Here is a 19,063-nt window from a genome sequence, read left to right on the forward strand (position 1 = left end):
TCAGCCGGTGAAGCCCGCGGTGATGGAGGTGAACTGCCACGAGGGCCGGTCCCGGTTGACCGCCCAGAAGGCGAACCGGCCGATGTGGTGGGCGTTGGACCAGTCGCGGATCTGGGTCCAGATCTGGGGCGTGGTGACCTCGCCCGTGTCGCTGCTGCCGTTCATGCCCGAGATGCCGATGTGGGCGTAGGCCTCCGCGTCGGACCAGCCGTACACGGCCTTGAGCTTGGTCTTCAGGCCCTCGGTGGCCTTGACGGTGTTGCCGTACATGTCGGCCTGGCCGCCGAAGTTGAACGGCATGATCGTGAAGTTGTCGACGTCCGCCTGGAGGGCCTTGGACCGCTCGATGAGGCGGTTGCCCCAGGAGTTGGGTCCGGTGTTGAGCGTCGGGAAGGTGAGGATCGTCCTGAGGCCCGGGTTGTTCTGCTTGACGATCTTCAGGGCGCCCAGGATCCGGTCCTGGACCGCCGGGCTCTCGAATTCGTCGGTGTTCTCGATGTCGACGTCGACCGCCTTGAGCCGGTAGGCGTCGATGACCTTCTGGTACGCGCCCGCCAGGGCCTGCGGGGTGGAGCAGTTGGGGCCGAGCTTGTTGCCGCTCCAGCCGCCGATGGAGGGGACGATGTCCCCGCCGGCCGCGCGGATCGACTTGATGGTGGTCTCGTCGACGCCGCCGGTGAGGGGGCGCTGGCTGTCCCAGGCGGGGTTGCAGCCGCCGCGGGCGAGGATGAAGGCCATGGTGTACCACTTGATGCCGGTGGCCCGCATCACGTCGGTGGCGCTGGGCGGGTTGCCCCAGCCCAGGTAGAGGTAGGGCGCGGCCTGGACGAAGGGCGCGCGCCCCGCGTCCGCGGCGGGGGCGTCGGCCGCCCGCGCCGGAGCGGCCAGGGCGGCGAACGGGACGACCAGGCTGACGAGCGCCGTGGTGACCCGTCGGGGGAAGCGTCTGCGCGTGGGGGATCTCAAGGGGACTCCCTCGAGTGTCGGTTCCGGATGGGTGGTGCGGACGGCGCGTCCGGACACTGCCGCCCGTCGCTCATGAGCCCGTTGGCCGCGGCACCGCAGTGGCTCGCTCGGAGGCTATTGGCATGTACCAATCCGGTCAAGAGGTCTGGACCACGCGACGCGCCCCGGTTTTCTGCGTACCCCTACCTATCGATACCCGGATTGTTCTCACCAGGACTTCCGCCAACTCTGGGACTGCACACCGCCGTTGGCCCAGACCAAACGGCGTACCGGTCGGCGAGCCTTCGCCGGCGCTCCCCCGCACCGACGAGGCACCCCCGCCCCCAAAGCGCCACCCCCCACACCCGCCCCCCACACCCCACAGAAAGCCTCCCCCCACGGAACTCCCCCCACAACGCACCCCCCCCCACAGCAGGAGGAGCACCATGCGAAGGACCCTGCTCCTGAGATCCGTCGTCGCGGTCGTGGTCACGGTGGCCATCGGCCTGCTGGGCTCCGGGGCCCAGGCCGCGCCCTCCCCCCAAGGGCGGCCCGCCGCGACGACGGACACCCCGGCGAAGGGCCACGGCATCACGGCCGACGAGCTGACGGCGCTCGCGGCGGCGGGCCCGGGAGCGCTCCAGCCCCCGCCGGGCGGCTGGCCGGTCCCCTCCGACCGCAGCTACCGCCTCACGCCCTCCTGCCAGCAGTACGCCGCGACCATCCGGCAGGGCGCGGCCGCGTGGGCGAACCTGGACGAGACCACCAACCGCGACACCCCGGTGGAGTGCCGCAACAGCTACATCACCGACTGCGGAGGAGGTGGCAGGATCGTCGGCTGCAACTGGGGACGCGGGCAGCGCATCGCCCTCTACATGGGCGGCGTCCGCGACCAGACGCTGCTGGCCGCGCACGAGTTCGGGCACGACTGGTACAACCACTCCGGCTACCAGTGCGCGGGCTGGACCAGCCCGCAGCACGTGATGGCACCCTCGATGTGCGGCTTCGGGCCCGGCACGAAGAACCCGGTCCACATCGACTGAGCACCCCCTCCCCTCCAGGGCGTGCGCACGAGAGCCTCTGTGGTGCCTTCCCCTTGACGGGGCCGGTGGCGGCACATCGCCACCGGCCCCGTCAACGCGCGGGCGCGGCCTCCGGGCCGCTCACCCCCGGCCCGCCCCCAGGACGACGGGGCCCTCCGTCCCCAAGTGCCGCCAGCGCACCGGGTCGTGGTCGTCCGCGCCGGGCCTTGCGGTGGGCAGCGGACCGTGGGACCTGGCGTCGAGGACGAGCGCCTCGTCGCCGCCCGGCTGGAACGCGTAGTCGACCCGGTCGAGCCGGGACGCCACGCCCAGGGCGTCCAGGGCGGCGCGCAGCCGTTCCAGGGCCTCGTAGCGGCGGTCGCTGGTGTGCAGGACCACCGGGAAGAGCCGCACTTCGCGGCGCGCCACCCGCACCAGCTCGATCAGCGCGCTCAGATGGAACTCCTCGCTCAGCTGCGCCCCGTAGGAGAACAGCAGGTGCGAGCTGAGCACGAGGTCGAAGGAGCGGTCCTCGAAGGGCAGGTGCGGCAGCGAGCCCGCGACGTAGCGGTCCGGGCGGGCCGCCAGGTCGGCGCCGAAGGCGCGCGCCGACGCCGCCCTGAGGCGGGTGTAGCGCTCGGGGCCGCCGAACCAGTCCCACACGTAGCGCTCCGCGTGGCCGGCCACGTCCGCGTGCTTGTGCTCGATCTCGCGCAGCGCGAGCGTGCCGAGGAGGTCGCGGCCCTGGCCGTACTGCGGATCGACGGCGACCGCGTCGGTGCCCCGGGCCCCGGCCTCGGCCACGAAACTCGCGGCGCCGCCGGGGCAGTCGAGGATCCGCAGGCCGAGGTCGTCGTCCGTGAGCGCGAACATCGCCCGGTACTCGTCCAGGGAGCGGGCACTGACCAGCATCGCGTCACCCCCTGCCGATGTAGGGCATCGTCGTGGGCAGCACCGTCAGGGACTGCACGTTGGTGTCCAGCGGCATCGACGCCATCAGCACCAGGGCCGCGGTGAAGCGCTCCACCGGGATGGTCGCCTCGACGGCCATCGTGCCGTCGCCCTGCATGGAGGGCGGCTGGGGACTGCCGTCCACCGGCGTCACGTTGCCCACGTCGATCTGGCCGCAGGCGATGCGGTAGGGGCGGCCGTCCAGGGACAGACCCCGGGTGATGCCGAGCACCGCGTGCTTGGCCGTGGTGTAGGCGATGGCGTGGGGGCGCGGCGCGTAGGCGGACGGCGCGCCGTTGTTGATGATGCGGCCGCCCTGCGGGGACTGGTCGCGCATCACCCGGAACGCCTCCTGGGAGCAGAGGAAGGTGCCGGTGACCGTGGTGGCCATGATCGTGTTCCAGTCCTCGACGGCCACCTCCCCGACCGGCTTGCGGGGCACCACCGCGCCCGCGTTGTTGAACAGCAGGTCGAGGCGGCCGAAGTGGTCGACGACCGTGCGGAACAGCGCCGCGACCTGGTCCGGGTCGCTGATGTCGGCGGGCACCGCGAGCACCCGGTCCGCACCGGCGCCCGACAGGGCCGCGGTCTCCTCCAGGGTCTCCTTGCGCCGCCCCGCGAGCGCGAGCGACCAGCCCTGGTCGAGCAGGGCGAGCGCGGCGGCGCGGCCGAGGCCGCTGCCGCCGCCGGTGACGACACCGATCCTGCCGTGTCCGCTCATCGCTCGTTCATCCAGGCGCGCAGGATCCGGCGGGCCTGCGGGCCCGGGGCGTCCACGTACGGGGAACGGCCGTGCAGCACCCGGCTGTTGCGGATCATCAGCAGGTCGCCCGCGCCGAGCTGGAGGCCGAAGGCGATCTCCGGGCGGTACAGCACCTCGTCCAGGTAGTCGAGGGCCTCCAGGCGCCGCGCGTCGAGCTCCGCGGACGCCCGTACCGTACGGGTCTGGTAGTAGCAGCCGATCGTCCCGTCGTCCTGGGTGAACAGGATCGGGGTGACGACGATCTGCTGGCCCGCGCGGCCGCTGCGGTCGAAGCGCCACTCCTGCTGCAGCAGGGCCAGCACGTCGGGGCGTTCGCGCTCGATGATGTCGTACACGTGCCGGGCGCTGGCCAGCTTGGTGGTGCCGCCGCCGTCCGCCGCGGGCCGCAGACAGAGCAGCACGAGCAGGTCGCAGGTGTCGCAGTGGAAGCCGAGCTCGGTGGCACCGTCGCCGTCGCGGTCGCGCAGGACGGTCCACAGGTCGCCCTGCGCGTTCTGCGGAATGGCCCCGCCGATCTCGTCGAGGACGCGGGACAGACCGGTGATGAGGTCGGCGTCGGACGCGTCCGGGGACATCACGTTGCGCACGTTCACGAAGCCGACGGCGTCCAGGCTGCTGCTGATGAAGGAGCGCACGGCGGTGTACGCGGCCTCGCCCGCGCCCCAGCTCCCGGTGAGGGCGTCCGACCACAGCAGCCGCCGGTCGTCGTCGGAGACCGACAGCGACCACACGTCGCGCGCCGACTCCAGGTAGTCGCTGGTCCAGCCGATGTCGTCGATGGTGGTTCCGGTCATGGCGTCATCAGTCCTTTCGAAGGCGTACGGGCGGGGTGCCGGTGCGGCGGCGGGCGGTCACCGCACGGCCGCGGCGACGGCGTCGGACCACAGCGTCAGCGCCTCGTCGATCTGCTCGGCGGTGACGACGAGCGCCGGGATCATCCGTACGACGTTGCCGTGCACCCCGCAGGTCAGCAGCAGCAGGCCCCGCTCGGCGGCGGCCTGCTGCACACCGCGGGCCAGGGCCGTGTCGGGGGAACCGTCGGGGCCCTGGAACTCGCTGGCCAGCATCAGGCCCGTGCCGCGCACGTCGGCGATCGCCGGGACCTGGGCGGCCACCTTGCGCAGCCCGTCCGCGAGGCGGCGGCCCTGTACGGCGGCGTTGGCCACCAAGCCCTCGTCGCGGATGACGTCGAGGGTGGCGAGCGCGGCGGCGCAGGCCACGGCGTTGCCGCCGTAGGTGCCGCCCTGCGAACCCGGCCGGGCCTTGCCCATCAGCTCCACGGACGCGGCGATGGCCGACAGCGGGAAGCCGCTGGCCAGGCCCTTGGCGGTGATCAACACGTCCGGTGCGACACCGGCGGCGTGCTGGTGGGCCCAGAACCGTCCGGTGCGGCCGAAGCCGGTCTGGATCTCGTCGAGGACCAGCAGGATGCCGTGCCGGTCCGCGCGTTCCCGCAGGCCCGCGAGGAAGGCCGCGGGCGCGGGCACGTAACCGCCCTCGCCCAGGACGGGTTCGACGAAGATCGCGGCGGTCTCCTCGGGCGCGCTCACGGTGGCCAGGACGTGGTCGAGGCCGCGCAGCGCCTGCGCGACGGCCGCCTCCTCGCTCAGGCCGAGCCGGAAGGCGTGCGGGAAGGGCGCCACCGCGACGCCGGGCATCAGCGGGCCGCTCGCGGCGCGGAACCGGGTGCCCGCGGTGCTCATCGCCGCCGCGCCCATGGTGCGGCCGTGGAAGGAGCCGTCGAACACGATCACGTTCTGCCGTCCGGTGGCCTGCCGGGCGAGCCGCAGCGCGGCCTCCACGGCCTCGCTGCCGGAGTTCAGGTAGAACAGCGCGTCCAGGCCCTCGGGCAGGACGTCGCCCAGGCGCTCGGTCAGCGTGAGCAGCTGGTCGTGCAGCACGGTCGTGTACTGGCCGTGGATGAGCCGGCCCGCCTGCTCGCGCACGGCCTCGACCACCCGGGGGTGGCAGTGGCCGGTGTTGGTCACGCCGACGCCGGCGGTGAAGTCGAGGTAGCGACGGTCGTCGGCGTCGTACAGGTACATCCCCTCGCCGCGGGTGGCGACCACGGGCGTGGCCTGCTGGAGCACCGGGGAGAGCTGGGGCATCGCGTCACTTCCTAGGGGTTCGGTGGCCCGCCCGGCGGGCGGGACCAGGGGAGCTCGGCCGGGTGGGCCGCATGGGGTGAGGATCAGCGGCCCGGGTCGGCCGGGACCGGCGAGCGGTGCGGCAGGAAGCCGACGTCGGCCGCCCAGGACAGCGCGGCCGACCACCACTGCGCGGTCGGCTCGGCGAACCGCACGCCGAGCCGGTCGAGCACGGACTGGGTCCACGCGCTGTCCACGACGACGTTGCGGTCGCCGAGCTGGGACCAGGTCGAGGCGAGCCGGGCCATGGTCGGATGGTGCTGCTCGGCGCGGGCGAGCGCCGCGGCGAACGTGGCGTCGTCGGTCAGCCGGATCGGATAGCCGTGCCGGACCATCCACGCCACGAGCGTGTCGTGGGCGACGGTGTGCGGCGACTCCTCGTGGTAGACGCCGGGCGCCGCGTGCGGATGGACCGCGAGCGCCGCGATGCCCGCCGCCACCGTGTCCACGTGGGAGAACTCGAACGTCGTCGAGGGCCTGCGCGGCGCCGCCCCGGCCAGGACGTAGCCGCGCACGGTCTGGTAGATGCGGTTGTCGGCGACGTTGCGCTGGAAGGCTCCCGTCCTGCTGTGCGCCGCGATGTGGCCGCTGCGGTGGACGTAGGCCGGCCGGCCACTGGCCGCCCAGGCCCGCACGGTCTCCTCGGCGTGGAACTTCACCTTCTCGTACGGGGTGCGGAAGGTCTGCCCGATGCGCAGGTCGGCCTCGCTGAAGCGGCGCGCGGGCCCCTCCACCTCGCCCGAGACGGCCAGCGTGGAGACGTGGTGGAAGCGGGCGCCGGGGGTGTGGGCGTCGATCCACTGGAGCAGCCGCCGCACCGCGGTGTGGTTGGTCCGCTCCAGTTCCGCGGGCGAGGCGACCAGACGGACGTCCGCCGCCGCGTGGACGACGACCCGGGCCGCGCGGGCGCGGGCGAGTCCGGCCGGGGTCAGGCCGAGGCCGTCGGCGGTGATGTCACCGGCGATCGCGTCCGCGCCGCCGAGCCGCCGGGCCGCCTCGGCATCGTTGTCGCCGCGTACCAGGCAGGTCACGCGGGCGCCACGCGCGGCCAGTTCGGTGAGCACGTGCCCGCCGAGATAGCCGGTCGCCCCGGTGAGGAGCACGGGCACCGGCTCGCGCACCACCGTCCAGTGCCCGCGCGCGGGCGCGACGGCGGTGTGCACCAGCTGGCCGGACGTGGAGACCGCCGTCTTCACGTACGCGGGCGGGTCGGCGTCCGCGGCGGCGGCCACCGCGGCCGAGAAGGAGGCGACGATCCGCTCCGCGCTCTCGTGCGACAGCCGCGGCCAGGCGTAGACCAGGTCGGTCACCAGGCGTCCCGCGACGATCCGGGCGGTGAGCCGCAGCCGGTACAGCGAGTCCCCGGTGGCGCAGCGGGCCGCCCCGGCCTGCTCGTCCGCCACCGTCCACTGGAGGGACGGCTCGTCGGGCAGCCGGAAGGTGCCGAGGAAGTTGAACGCGGCCTCGGGGCGCGCTCCTTCGACGTCCATCGGCAGCTGGGGCGCGCCGCGCACGAGGTCCTCGACCTCTGCCGTGCGCGCGGCCCCTCCGGCCGACTCCGCGGCCTTGACGGCCAGCCACTTGACGGCGGTGAACCAGCCCACGGTGTCCAGGTACTGGCCGTCGTCGCCGTCGGTCCCCCGGCCGTGGGTCTCCACCTCCACGCCGAGGCTCCGCTGCCCGCTCCACGCCAGCGTGGCGTCGGCGAACGCCGCGAGCAGGACCGCCTCCAGGCGCTGGGCGCCCCCGTGGCGCTCCAGGAGCCGGCCGGTCGCCTCCTCGTCGAGGCTCCACACGAGGGTCGCGGGTTCGGTGCTGGACGTGGCGTCGTCCACCGGGAGCCGGGGCGCGACCGCCGGGTGCGCGGGCGCGGTGCGGGGCGTGGTGGCGGCCCAGGCGTAGAAGTCGGCCGTCGGCGACAGCTCGGCCGGCTGCCCGGAGCGGGCGGCCCGGTAGGCGGCGGCGAGGTCGTCGAGCAGGATGCGCCAGGAGAGCCCGTCGACGACGAGGTGGTGCGCGATGAGCGCGAGCCGGTCGTCGACGCCCTGGCCGCCGGAGAACAGATGCACCCTCAGTAAGCGTCCGGCCTCCGGGTCGAGGCTGCGGTGCAGCTCGGTACAGAGCGCGCCGATCGCCTCGGGCAGCGCGTCCCCGGGCCGCAGCCGCGAGTGGCTCACCGCGTCCAGGTCGCCCGCGGGGCGCAGCGGGCCGAGGCCGCCGGGGCCGACCGGCCTGCGCAGCGCGGAGTGCCGGTGCAGCACGGCCTCGACGGCCCGCGCCAGGGCCGCGGGGTCCACGCGCTCCCGGCAGCGCAGCAGCACGGACTGGTTCCAGTGCCGGGGCTCGTCGACGGGCTGGCGGAACAGCCACCGCTGGGCGGGGGCCAGCCGGCGCGGCTCGGCGGCCAGGCTCTCGGCGCGCGGCTGGGGGCGCGGCCGCGAGGAGGCGGCGACCGCCGCGAGCCGGGTGGGCGTCGGGTGATCGTAGAAGTCCTCGAACGCGACGCGGTGGCCGCGGCGGCGCAGGAAGGCGATGGTGCGCATGGCGAGGATCGAGTCGCCGCCCAGGCCGAGCACGTCCGCGTGCGGGTCGACCACGGGCAGGCCGAGCGCGTCCGCCCACAGCTCGCACAGGGCGTGCGCGAGCGAGGCGGCGGAGCGGTCGGCGGGCCGCCCGGCGGCGGTCGGCTCCGGCCGCGCGGTCCGGGCCCGGGACTCGATGAGGCCGGACACGGTGTCGCCGAGGCGGGCGCGGTCGAGCTTGCCGTTGGCGCCGAAGGGGAACTCCGCGAGGGCGAGGACCGGCTGCGGCACGGAGTAGCCGGGCAGCCGGTCGTGCAGGTGGGAGCGGAGCGCGGCGAGGGTCTCGGCCTCGTCGCGCCCGGCGCTGAGGCGTACGGCGGCCAGGAGTTGGTTGCCCGCCGGGGTCGCGCGCACGATCACCGCACCCTGGCCGACGCCGGGGAACTCCTCCATGGCCCGCTCGATCTCGGCGGGGTCGACGCGGAAGCCGCGGACCTTGACCTGGCGGTCCGAGCGGCCGACGAAGACGAGGTTGCCGTCCGGCCTGCGGCGGCACACGTCGCCCGTCCGGTACATGCGCAGGCCCTCGTGGGCGAGGAAGCGGCGTGCCGTCTCGTAGGGGCGTCCGAAGTATCCGGCGCTCACGCCGCGCCCGCCGATGTACAGCTCGCCCTCCGCCGCGGCGGGCTCCGGCGTTTCGGGCGCGCGGGTGTCGGGCACGAGCCGCAGTTCGGCCTCGCCGATGGCGGTGCCGATGGGCACGGTGGGTTCGTCGGCGGGCAGGTCGGCCACGGCGGCGGCGAGGAAGCAGGTGGCGCCGACGGTGGTCTCGGTCGGACCGTAGTGGTTGGCGACCCGTGCGGCGACCCCCTCGTCGAGCAGGCGCGCGGCGAGCGACCGGGGCAGCGCCTCGCCGCCGAGCAGGACGGTGTCCAGGGCGGGCGCGTCGGACGGCCGCCCGGCGAGCAGCGCGGTCAGGTGGGACGGCGTCGTCTTGAGGACCGAGACCCCGGCCTCGCGCATCGCGGCCCAGAACGCCTCGGGGTCCCGCGTGGCCGTGTCGGGCACGACGTGCACCGACCCCGCGGTCGCGAGGGCGAGCAGCCAGGAGGTGTGCCCGAGGTCGGCGGCCAGGGTGGTGACGTGGGCGACGCGGGGCGCGTCGGCGTCGGTGAGGCCGAGCCGGTCGCGCAGGGCGAGCGCGTAGTGGGCCGCGTTGGCGTGGGTGACCGCGACGGCCTTCGGCTCCCCGCTGGATCCGGAGGTGAAGGACAGGTACGCCAGGTCGTCCGGCGCGCAGGGCGGCGCGGCGGCGGGTGCGGCGGGCGCGCTCGCGGCGAGCGCGTCGACGTCGACGACCTCGGTGCGGTACGGCTCGGGCGCGCGCAGCTGAGGCACGGTGGTCAGGGCGTGGCGCACCTTGACCGCGTCGAGGCGCCGGTGCACGTCGCGCGGGCTCCACCCCGGGTCGACCAGGATGGCGGCGGCGCCCGCGCGCAGGACGCCGTACAGCAGCGCGCACATGCGGGCGTCCCGGGGGCCGAACAGGGCGACGCGGTCACCGCGGTCGGTGCCGAGGCCGAGGAGGCGGGCGGCTATGTGCCCGGCGGCGGTGTCGAGTTGCCGGTGGTCGAGGGTGCGGGTCCCGTCGCTGAGGGCGGGCCGGTCCGGGTGGGTCCGGGCGTTGAGTTCGAGCAGGCCGGGCAGCGTGGCGTCGGGCAGCGAGGCGGTGGGTCGCATCGCTCGCGTCATGGGCGCAGACCTCCGGTGGTGGCGTTCGGTGCGTCCGCGCCGCCGACGGCCGGGGCGAGCGGGGTGAGGTCACCGGCGATGTACGCGGTCAACTCCTCGCTCGTCGAGAGGCGTTCGGCCAGCTCCCAGGCGAGCAGGCGGTGCAGGCCGTCGAGGTGGACCAGGCCGTCGTCGGTGGGCAGGTCCGCGTAGTGGTCGTGCGGGATCGGCCGGGTGGTGAGGTAGATGGAGCTGAAGGCGGAGCCGCGGAACAGGGCGATCTTGCCGGTGCAGACGGGGTTGGCCGCCGTGAACTCCGCCTCGTGCGCGCGCAGCAGGTCCGCTGCCTGGCCGACGGTGAGGCCGGTGCGGGGCACCAGTTCGCGGCCGCCGCCGCAGCCGAGGTGCCAGGGCAGCAGCACCGACCGGACGTCGGTGCGGGACAGCCTGATCGTCGACCAGGTGCCGAAGGTCGCGTCGGCCAGGCGCAGCGCGCTGTCCGCGTCCTCGTTGGTGTTGACCTCGTGGGCGCGGCCGACGGGATGGTCCCGGTGGAAGCGGGCGCGCACCTCGTCGAAGGTGGTGGGGCCGATGATGTGCATCCGTGCTGTTCCCTTCTCACGCCGACCGGGCGTACTCGGTGAAGTGCCGTTCCGCGAACAGCTCCGGCCAGCGCCCGCCGTCGAGGTCGCGGGCGCGGGCCGTGGCCAGCATGTGTCGCCAGTACGGCTTCACGGGCCGCCAGCGCGCCCCGGTCTGGCAGTATGAGGCGTCGACGAAGTAACGGGGTAGGGTGCCCGGCGGGCTGGGCGCGGGCCTGCGGGCGTGCAGCAGCGCCGAGTTGATGAGCACGGTCGAGCCGGGCGGCAGGTCGTCGATGACCACTTCGTCGGGCAGTTCGGTGGTGCCGAGGTGGGCGAGCGCCGACTTGCTCCAGGGGTCTCGGTGGGAGCCGGGCACCACGGTCAGGGTGCCGACCGTGCCGTCGAGGCCGCCGAGGTAGTGCAGCGCGTGCACCATCACCAGGTCGCGGTCGCCCAGGTCGTTGGGTTCGTGGTCGTGGTGCCACGACTTGCCGGGCGCTCCCGGGTTGTGCCGGTCGCTGTGCAGATGGTGGAAGACGAACGGCGCGCCCAGGAGGTCCGCGATGATCCGCAGCAGCGGGTCGTAGGTGAGGAGTTCACCGTGCGCGGAGAGTTCCAGCTCCATCACGGGCGGTGGATCGCCGTCGGGCCCCGGGTCGAGACAGGCGGCTATCGAGCGGGAGCGCAGCCCCTCGTCGACCCAGCGGTCCACTTCCGGGACGAGCCGGTCCCGCAGCGCCGCCGGCAGCAGGCCGGGCAGGACCAGATAGCCCGAGTCCGCGAAGTGCTCCCGCTGCGCCGACAGCGTCTCACTGCCTTCAAAGGATAATGGCATCTACCCCACACCTTTCTGTGACCAGGAATGACGCAGTGAATTGTGGATGTTATCAGTGCGACCGGCTCGAACAACCGTTGTCGGCTCAATTCCCACCGGTGCGACTCGGCTGTGCCGCCGGAATTACGGACGGACCTGCCACTTCGACACTCGACGAGCCGGATCTCCCCAATGGCGAGAAACGAGTACCGAGCCAGACGAAGAACTGAATGACCGCGATGGCCGTGAACAAGGTGGCCACCCCGAACTCGACGACCAGCCAGCTGCCGAGCAGCGAACTGACCGGAACGGCCGCGAACGGAATGGCCCGCTGCAGTCCCACCACCCTGCCGAGGAATTCCGGGTCGACCGCGCCCTGCCGATAGGTGCGCCACGGCACGATGAACGTGGAGGTCGTCGTGCCGACGACGAACCAGCACACGGTCAGCGCGCCGATGCCGGGCCACAGCGCGGGCAGCGTCAGGGCGAGGACCTTCACCGCCATGGCCGCCGCCATGAGCGCGCCCGCGGAGAACCTCCGAAGGAGCACGGGGGACGCGGCGGCGCCCAGGACGGCGCCGAGCCCCTGGGCCGCGGCGATCACCGCGAGGGAGGCGGGGACGTCCCCGCTGGGCCCGGCCACGATGTAGACCAGGTTGGCGGCCGCGGCGGGGAAGGTGAAGTTCGCCAGGGTCAGCAGGACCGTGGCCCACAGGAGGGCGCTCTGCGTCATCACCATGCGCAGCGCCGCGAGGGCGTCCGGCACGAGCGAGCGGCACGCCGCCCCGAACGAGGCCCGTAGCCGCCGCCCCGCCGTGACGACGGCGGTGGCCGCGATCAGCAGGGCGGAGACGGCGAACGACGCCGCGTTCACGAAGCTCGCCGCGGTCGGCCCGAGCAGCGTGACCACCGCGACGCCCGCGACCGGGCCCAGCATGCCGAGGGTGCCGTCCGCCCCCTGGACCCAGGCGTTCATCGAGGCCCGCCGGTGTGCGGCGACCCGCTCGGTGATGAACCCCTGGAAGGCCGGGAACGAGAACGGCCGTACGCACCCCAGCAGAAAGGCCGCCGCCATCACCAGGACCGTCGGCGGATCGATCAGACAGAGCACGCCGATCCCGGCGACGATCGCCGCGGAGACGACGTCGCAGGCAATCATCAATTGCCGTCGGTCGGCCCGGTCGGCGACAACTCCGCTGAAGAGTCCGATGACCACGAAGGGCACGAATTCGATCGCGTAGGTCAGCGCCGTCGAGACAGCCGAACCGGTCAGCTGGAGCACGAGCACGGGCAAGGCGAAGCGGAATACCCAGTCCCCGGTGCTGGAAATGATGAAGGCCGTCCGCAGCAGGCGCTCGTCGCGCCGCTGGGCGTCCCGTTTCACCACGGGCCTCCGACACCGGGTGCAGGCCGCACGGGAGGAGCGGGTGACGTGCGGGCGCCGCCCATGCGTGTGCACAGCAATCACTGACCCTCCCCGCCAAGAAAAGAAAAGGAAAACGGAAGCGCGCACGGGGTGGTCCGTACGGTGCCCGGATGTCGGTCGGCTCGGGCTCAGAGAAGCACAGGAAGCTTCGGTTCCACCATCCTTGTCCTGCCATCTGAGACCATTTCAACATGTGCAACGCCAGGGATTTCACCATGTGCAACGGCGGCTAATTCCAGGCGGTGCATGGCCGGGGAATCTACCCGCGCCCCGAATGGAAAGACAAGACGTTGACTGAGTGCCGCGCCAGGAGTATGGTCTACACCACTTCTACGGGAATGTGCTGGCTTTGCGCTGCCCGCTCGCGCTGTTGACGCCGTCGCACCCCATAAACTACTCGTAAGTTATACCGGCGAGTTAACATCGGCTGCCCGGCCGCATTCGAGCCGCCCGCCGCCCTTTCCATTCCAGCGGGTCTGTTTTCCCCCGCGCGCACTCCCCCGAGGACACCGGGAAAGCAAGGCGGCGCGCCGGTGAGTCCACCGGCGGCATCGACACCCGCGGCCCGCCCCGCCCGTCGGCTCCCCGCCCGCCCGGCCGCCGCGTCCACCGCGTCCGCGTACCGCTCCAGAACCTCCGCGTAGTCCGCGGGGATCGGGGCAAACGATCGGTGTGAACCGCGGAACGACGGGAGGTTGTCGTGATGCACCCTCCGAAGGAGCAGCGAGTGGTGCGCGAGTGGGAGCGTAACGGGGCGGTGTCGGCGGCCGAGGCACGCGCGGCGGCGCGTGACTTCATGGCGTCGGTGGGATACGAGGACGAACGGCAGGCGGAGGCGGTGCTCCTGGTCGTGTCGGAGCTGGTGACGAACGCGCTGCGGCACGCCCGCGGCGTGACCGCCCTCCGGCTCGACCACAGCGACCTGGGCCTGACCGTGTCCGTGTACGACGCCGCCGACGAGCCGCCACGCACCCTGCCCCTCGACCCGGCGCGTCCGGGCGGCTTCGGGCTCCACCTGGTGCGGGACCTCGCCGGACGCCTCGACGTCGAGTGGTGTCCGGGCGGCAAGAGAGTGCGCGCCACCGTGCCGCTGCCGTGAACTGCGGCGGTGGCCCGGGCCGGTTCGTCTCCCGCAGGCGTGCCACGCGTGCCGCGTGTGAGCAAGGCGACATGTGCTCCGATGATCGACCAGCAGGTAAGGACGTCGAGTCGGGGTACAGGTCAGCTCCACGAACGCACGTCAGCAGCGAGTCGGGCGGTGACGGCCCGGGAGAGGTGCGCAGCCATGGACAACCGCTTCTGGCTCGGCCGCGAGGACGAGGAAGCGATCGGCCACGAGGGCGAACGCACGGGAGCGCGGGCCGTGTTGCGGCTCCGCGGCGAGCTGGATCTGGAAGGCGCCCCGTCGCTCGCCGAAGCCGCGGGACCGCTGCTCGGGGACGGGTCGCGGACCCTCGTCCTGGACTGCCACGGCGTCACGTTCTGCGACTCCAGCGGGCTCAACACCCTGCTGAACCTGAGGCAGCGGGCGGCGGACTCGGGTGCCCGGCTGCTGCTCGCGCGGCCCTCCGCCAGCGTCCGCCATCTGCTGCGCCTGACGCACACGGAGCGGGTGTTCCACATCGTGGACGACACCGTGGACGACGTGGTGGACGACACCGCGGGGGACGCCGTGGGCCCCGCCGCGGAGGACCGCGTGGGCGACGCGTCGCCGCCGCGCTCCTGACCCCGCCCTACTCCCGCCGTTCCGGCTCCCGGCCCGGCCCCGTCGGCCCCGCGCCGAGGCGCACCGCGAGGGCGAGGGTGTCGTCGGCGTGGAGTATCACCGCGTGCATCTCCTTGGCGAGCGCCCTGGGGAGGTGCGCGGTGGGGCGGTGGGCGTGGTCGCGGACCGCGCGGGCGAGGCGTGCCTCGCCCTCCTCGGGGTCCTTGCGGCTCTCGGTGAGGCCGTCGGTGTAGAGCAGCAGCAGGTCGCCGGGGCGCATCCGGGTGCGGCGGACCTCCTCGCTGCCGGGCAGCGGGAAGCCGATGCCCCGGCCGGGGGTTTCGAGGTACTCGGTGCCGCCGTCCCGGCGCATGAGCAGCGCGGGCGGATGGCTGCCGCCCGCGAGGTGGAGCTCGCCGGACTCCGGGCGCAGCCGGGCCAGCAGGACGGTGGCCATCAGGGCGGGGTCGAAGGGCGCGAGAACCTCGTTCGTACGGGCCACGATCGACTCCAAGGGGTGGCCTTCGAGGGCCAGGGTGCGGACGGCGTGCGTGACGTTGAGGGCCGTGCGGGTGGAGCGGACGCCGTGGCCGAGCGCGTCCACGACGGTGATGTGCACGGTGCCGTCCGGCAGTACGAACCAGTCGTACAGGTCGCCTCCCGTGGGTGCCTCGGAGTCGGCCGGGGCGTAGTGCACGCCCAGTTCGAGGCCGGGCACGTCCAGGACGGGCGGGCGCAGGGCGTCCTCCAGTTCGCGCAGGACGCGGCCGTGGGCGCGGCGCACCTGCTGGTCGCGCTCGTCGAGCTGGACGTACAGGGCGAGCACACCGCTGTTGGTCTCGGCCAGTTCGTGCTTGAGGAGGCGGTGTTCGGCCTTGAGGGCGTCGACCTGGGCCAGGGCGGCGCCGAGTTCCTTGAGGAGCACCTCGGTCTCGCCGTGCGGCAGTTCGCCCGCGCCCTGCGGCTCCGTCGTCGCCCCGGCCGTGTCGAGGTCGAGGGCGATGTGCCAGGTCACGGTGGACGGCGTGGTGCTGTGCGCGGCGAGGGGCAGCTCGTCGTCGGGTACGTCGACGCGGCGTGCGCCGTGGTCGAGGGTCACGACGAGCAGCGGCGCCCCGTCCTCGACGGCGTCCGCCCGGGTGGCGGTCAGGGTGACCGGGTGGTCCGCCTCCACGACCGGCGCGGCCACGCGGGTGACGGCGAGCGCGAGGCGGGCGCGTGCCTCCACGCCGAGGCGGTGGGTGTCGGCGAGCGAGCGGACGGCGTGCCTGAGCGCCGGGAGGGAACGCAGGTCGGTGGCGGTCATCGGGGCCTCTGAGGGGTCTCGATCCGAGGAGTCTTGGGCTGGGGCGCCTGGGGTGCCCGGGGCTGAGGGCTCTTGGCGGTGACGACGGTCGCGTCGTCGCGGCTGCGGCGGAAGCCGTGGACGAGGGCGGCGGCGAGCAGCGGCGGCGGAAGGCGCAGCAGGAACGGCTCCGGGTCCCGGGACCACCGCTGGTCGACGCCGTCGGTGTGGAGCACGGCCGTCGTGCCCGCGGGCACGCCGAGGCGGCGGACCTGTGGCGGGGGCATGTTCCAGCCGACGACGCCGGGCTGGCCGCTGAGCCTGCGGACGACGTCGTCGGGAGACAGGAGCGCGACGCGTACGTTGCCGACGCCGCAGTAGTCGACGGTGTCGTCCCGCAGGCGCAGTACGCCGATGGCGGCGCCGCGGGAGTGGCGCAGGGCGCGGTGCGCCGCGGCGAACAGGTCGGGCAGATCGGCGTCGGGCATCCGGTGGAAGCAGCGCACGGCGGCGCGGGCGGCCTCCTCCGCCTCCGCTCCGTGGCCGAGCCCGTCGACGGCGAGGGCGGTCAGGCCGCGGTCGGTGCAGGCCACGGCCGCGGCGTCGCCGCAGTGCCGCTCTCCCTCGGCGGGCAGGCACAGGGCTCCCACGGGCCGTTCGGCGTCCGTGGTGCGGTGCGGGGGCGCGAGGCGGGCGCAGACCAGGGTGCCGGTGCCCGCCCGGGTCCGGATGGTCAGGGTGGTGGCGATGCGGCGGATCGCGCCGAGCCCCGCGCCGAGGGTGTTGGTGGTGGTGTAGCCGTCGGTCAGACAGCGCTCCAGCTCGCGCATGCCGGGCCCGCGGTCGGCGGCGATGATCTCCAGGCCCTCGCCGTGCGCGAGGCGTTGGAGGTAGAGGCTGCCGCCGCTGGCGTGCTTGGCGATGTTGCTGGCCAGCTCCGACGCGACGACGGCCGCGCGGTCGGGCAGGGCGCCGGGCAGCCCGCACCGCCGGGCCAGGGTGCGGGCGGTGGCGGCGGCCAGGTGCACGGCGCTGAAGTGGTCGATGGGGACGGCGCGGGTGGGCTCCGCGAGGACGGGCCGCGCGGCGCCGGGTCCACCGCCGGGGCCAGGGGTCACGCGCGCCTCTTGTGCCACCGGACGGCCGTGACGACCGTGCCCCGCCCGGCCTCGGTGTGCAGCGTGAAGTCGTCCATGAGCCGACGGGCGCCGCCGAGGCCGTGGCCGAGGCCCGCGCCGGTGGTGAAGCCGTCGGTGAGGGCGGCCTCCACGTCGGCGATGCCCGGCCCGTCGTCCTTGACGGTCAGGCGCAGGCCCGTGGTGCCGAGCCTGCGGACGATCTCGACGGTGAGGGTGCCGCCACCGCCGTGCACGTAGGCGTTGCGGGCCAGTTCGCTGGCGGCGGTGACCACCCGGGTCTGGTCGACGATGCCGAAGCCCGCGAGCACGGTGGCGGCCCGCACGGCGTGCCGGACGTGCAGCAGGTCCTCCTCGCTGTACACGGTGTGGGTGGTGGACTCCTGCGGGCGGACCCGGGGCGCCCCCTCGGTGCGGGGTGCGGCGGCGGTGCCCGCGTCGGCTCGCGTCATGGCTCCGCCCTCTCCCGCGGAGGCGTGCCCTTCCGCCAGCCCAGGGCGGTCAGGCCCTGTTCGGCGCTGAGCGCCGTCTCGACGCCCGCCAGCTCGATGCCGAGCTCGACGAGGGTGATGGCGACCGGCGGGCGCATCCCGGCCACGATGACGCGGGCGCCCAGCAGCCGCGCCATGGTGCTGAGGTCCATGAGCATGCGGGCGACGAAGGAGTCAACGAGCTCCAGGCGGGAGATGTCGATGAGGACGCCGCGCGCGCCGCTGGCCACGATCGTCTCGGTGAGTTCCTCGGTGAAGGCCAGGGCCGACTTGTCGTCGAGCTCGTTGAGGAGCCCGCTGACCAGGACGTCACCGAGGCGCAGGATGGGCACTCCCGCGGTGGGGCGCTCGGTCACCGGCCGTCCGTCCCGTCGGGGCCGGGGGTGTCGGCGAGCTTGATGGCGGCGGCGAGCGCGTCCGCGAGCGTGGCGCGGGTCAGGATGGTCGACAGGTCGATGCCGAGCTGGGCGATGGTCTGGGCGATCGGCGGCCGGATCCCGCTGATGACGCAGTCGGCGCCCATGAGCCGTACCGCCTTCACGGTCTGCATGAGGTGCTGGGCGACGGCGGTGTCGACGGTGGGCACACCCGTGATGTCGATGATGGCGACCAGCGCCTGGTCGTCCTGGATGGCCTGGAGGAGGTTCTCCATGACGATCTGGGTGCGGGCGGTGTCCAGGGTGCCGATCAGCGGCACCGCGAGGACCTGGCGCCACAGGCGTACGACGGGTGTGGACATCTCCAGGAGCTGGCGGCTCTGGCGGCGGATGATCTCCTCGCGGCCTTCGACGTAGACCTCGAACGACAGGGCCCCGGCGCTGTCCAGGAGCTGGTTGATGAGCAGCGCGGCCGCGAGGATCTCGTCGCTCTCGTGCGTGCCGCGGCGCACGGCTTCGAGCAGTGCCTGTTTGAGGGCCTGCACGGCGAGCGAGGCCACGGTCGGCGACGCGCCGGCGCGGGCCCGGCGCAGGGCGAGGTCGGTGACGCTCCTGTTGAGGTCCTCGTGGGTGTGGACGAGGCCGTGCGCGTGACCCGGGCCTGCCAGGGCCCCGGTCAGGGCGCCCACCAGGGCGTCGGCCTCCTCGTGCAGTTCGCCCTCGGTCAGGTCGCTGCCGAGCACGGCCTGCTCGCGCTGGAGCCGCACCCAGCGGTCCGCGATGTCGTCGGCGTTCGCGCGCAGGACCTCGGTGACGCGTTCACGTACGGCGGTGTCGCTGCCAGTCACAGCCCAACCTCTCACCTTCCGGATCCGCCCGTCGGGGCGTCATCCTTTTGCTGCTGACCGGGAGTTGGGCGGGGTACGGCTCACCCGGCCGGTTCCGCCCGCTGCCCGGCACATGTTATCGACCCCGTTGCCGCCGCTACCGGCGGGTTCCGCGCGGCGGCGGAGCGGGGTGGTCGTGCTCGTCCGACTCCGTGTACCCCTCTGTCCCGTACGAACCACAGCACTTACGGGTGATCCGGGAACACACGAGCGGGCGCGGACGGGGGCGGGGGAACCCAGACGAGCGCGGCGGGGCCGCGTATCGGCCCCGCCGCGT

At 73.7% G+C, this 19,063-nt stretch carries 16 protein-coding genes and 1 pseudogene; 3 read left to right on the forward strand and 14 right to left on the reverse strand.

The window, feature by feature from the left end:
• Positions 1 to 927: pseudogene (locus tag AC5WAM_RS06065) on the reverse strand (chitinase); the annotation flags it as partial.
• 464 nt (positions 928 to 1,391) lie between these two features.
• Here AC5WAM_RS06065 and AC5WAM_RS06070 point away from each other — a divergent pair.
• Entirely contained in the window at positions 1,392 to 1,988 is a 597-nt protein-coding gene (locus tag AC5WAM_RS06070) for a hypothetical protein (protein ID WP_495521866.1), read from the forward strand.
• Positions 1,989 to 2,108: 120 nt separating this feature from the next.
• Here the strand turns inward: AC5WAM_RS06070 and AC5WAM_RS06075 are convergent, their stop codons facing one another.
• From AC5WAM_RS06075 to AC5WAM_RS06110, 8 genes are all read right to left on the reverse strand, one after another.
• Positions 2,109 to 2,879: a methyltransferase domain-containing protein gene (locus AC5WAM_RS06075; RefSeq protein WP_495521867.1), complete on the reverse strand. Its 771-nt coding sequence runs from the start codon at positions 2,877 to 2,879 to the stop codon at positions 2,109 to 2,111.
• 4 nt (positions 2,880 to 2,883) lie between these two features.
• Positions 2,884 to 3,639, reverse strand: coding sequence for an SDR family oxidoreductase (locus AC5WAM_RS06080; RefSeq protein WP_495521868.1), 756 nt, complete (start codon positions 3,637 to 3,639; stop codon positions 2,884 to 2,886).
• The gene (locus tag AC5WAM_RS06085; protein ID WP_366789367.1) at positions 3,636 to 4,475 is read right to left on the reverse strand and encodes a TauD/TfdA family dioxygenase; all 840 of its coding nucleotides are present in this window, start codon (positions 4,473 to 4,475) and stop codon (positions 3,636 to 3,638) included. The genes AC5WAM_RS06080 and AC5WAM_RS06085 overlap by 4 nt, the downstream gene beginning before the upstream one ends.
• 57 nt (positions 4,476 to 4,532) lie before the next feature.
• Positions 4,533 to 5,789 carry an aspartate aminotransferase family protein gene (locus tag AC5WAM_RS06090; protein WP_495521869.1) on the reverse strand — a complete coding sequence of 419 codons (1,257 nt, stop codon included), beginning with the start codon at positions 5,787 to 5,789 and terminating at the stop codon, positions 4,533 to 4,535.
• A gap of 83 nt (positions 5,790 to 5,872) precedes the next feature.
• Positions 5,873 to 10,090, reverse strand: coding sequence for an SDR family oxidoreductase (locus AC5WAM_RS06095; RefSeq protein ID WP_495521870.1), 4,218 nt, complete (start codon positions 10,088 to 10,090; stop codon positions 5,873 to 5,875).
• An 8-nt stretch (positions 10,091 to 10,098) separates the two neighbouring features.
• Positions 10,099 to 10,683 (reverse strand): DUF6309 family protein, encoded by a 585-nt coding sequence (locus AC5WAM_RS06100; protein ID WP_495521871.1) that lies wholly within the window; start codon positions 10,681 to 10,683, stop codon positions 10,099 to 10,101.
• A gap of 16 nt (positions 10,684 to 10,699) precedes the next feature.
• Positions 10,700 to 11,500, reverse strand: a complete 801-nt coding sequence (locus tag AC5WAM_RS06105; RefSeq protein ID WP_495521872.1) for a phytanoyl-CoA dioxygenase family protein — start codon at positions 11,498 to 11,500, stop codon at positions 10,700 to 10,702.
• A gap of 85 nt (positions 11,501 to 11,585) precedes the next feature.
• The gene (locus tag AC5WAM_RS06110) at positions 11,586 to 12,863 is read right to left on the reverse strand and encodes an MFS transporter (RefSeq protein ID WP_495521873.1); all 1,278 of its coding nucleotides are present in this window, start codon (positions 12,861 to 12,863) and stop codon (positions 11,586 to 11,588) included.
• A gap of 745 nt (positions 12,864 to 13,608) precedes the next feature.
• On the opposite strand from AC5WAM_RS06110, the gene AC5WAM_RS06115 reads away from it, so the two are divergent.
• Positions 13,609 to 14,004, forward strand: coding sequence for an ATP-binding protein (locus AC5WAM_RS06115; protein ID WP_495521874.1), 396 nt, complete (start codon positions 13,609 to 13,611; stop codon positions 14,002 to 14,004).
• A 186-nt stretch (positions 14,005 to 14,190) separates the two neighbouring features.
• Positions 14,191 to 14,631, forward strand: a complete 441-nt coding sequence (locus tag AC5WAM_RS06120; protein ID WP_495521875.1) for an STAS domain-containing protein — start codon at positions 14,191 to 14,193, stop codon at positions 14,629 to 14,631.
• Between the two features lie 7 nt (positions 14,632 to 14,638).
• On the opposite strand, the gene AC5WAM_RS06125 is transcribed toward AC5WAM_RS06120, so the two are convergent.
• Genes AC5WAM_RS06125 through AC5WAM_RS06145 form a run of 5 tightly spaced genes read right to left on the reverse strand, consistent with a single transcriptional unit; the run spans position 14,639 to position 18,747 of the window.
• Positions 14,639 to 15,916, reverse strand: a complete 1,278-nt coding sequence (locus AC5WAM_RS06125) for a PP2C family protein-serine/threonine phosphatase (RefSeq protein ID WP_495521876.1) — start codon at positions 15,914 to 15,916, stop codon at positions 14,639 to 14,641.
• Positions 15,913 to 17,013, reverse strand: a complete 1,101-nt coding sequence (locus AC5WAM_RS06130) for an ATP-binding protein (protein WP_495521877.1) — start codon at positions 17,011 to 17,013, stop codon at positions 15,913 to 15,915. Before AC5WAM_RS06130 ends, AC5WAM_RS06125 begins: the two co-directional genes overlap by 4 nt.
• Entirely contained in the window at positions 17,010 to 17,483 is a 474-nt protein-coding gene (locus AC5WAM_RS06135) for an anti-sigma regulatory factor (RefSeq protein WP_366789355.1), read from the reverse strand. The genes AC5WAM_RS06130 and AC5WAM_RS06135 overlap by 4 nt, the downstream gene beginning before the upstream one ends.
• Positions 17,480 to 17,878 carry an STAS domain-containing protein gene (locus AC5WAM_RS06140; RefSeq protein ID WP_366789354.1) on the reverse strand — a complete coding sequence of 133 codons (399 nt, stop codon included), beginning with the start codon at positions 17,876 to 17,878 and terminating at the stop codon, positions 17,480 to 17,482. The genes AC5WAM_RS06135 and AC5WAM_RS06140 overlap by 4 nt, the downstream gene beginning before the upstream one ends.
• Positions 17,875 to 18,747: an STAS domain-containing protein gene (locus AC5WAM_RS06145; protein ID WP_495521878.1), complete on the reverse strand. Its 873-nt coding sequence runs from the start codon at positions 18,745 to 18,747 to the stop codon at positions 17,875 to 17,877. The genes AC5WAM_RS06140 and AC5WAM_RS06145 overlap by 4 nt, the downstream gene beginning before the upstream one ends.
• Positions 18,748 to 19,063 lie beyond the last annotated feature (316 nt).

The organism is Streptomyces sp. JLYT201 (genome assembly GCF_059448825.1).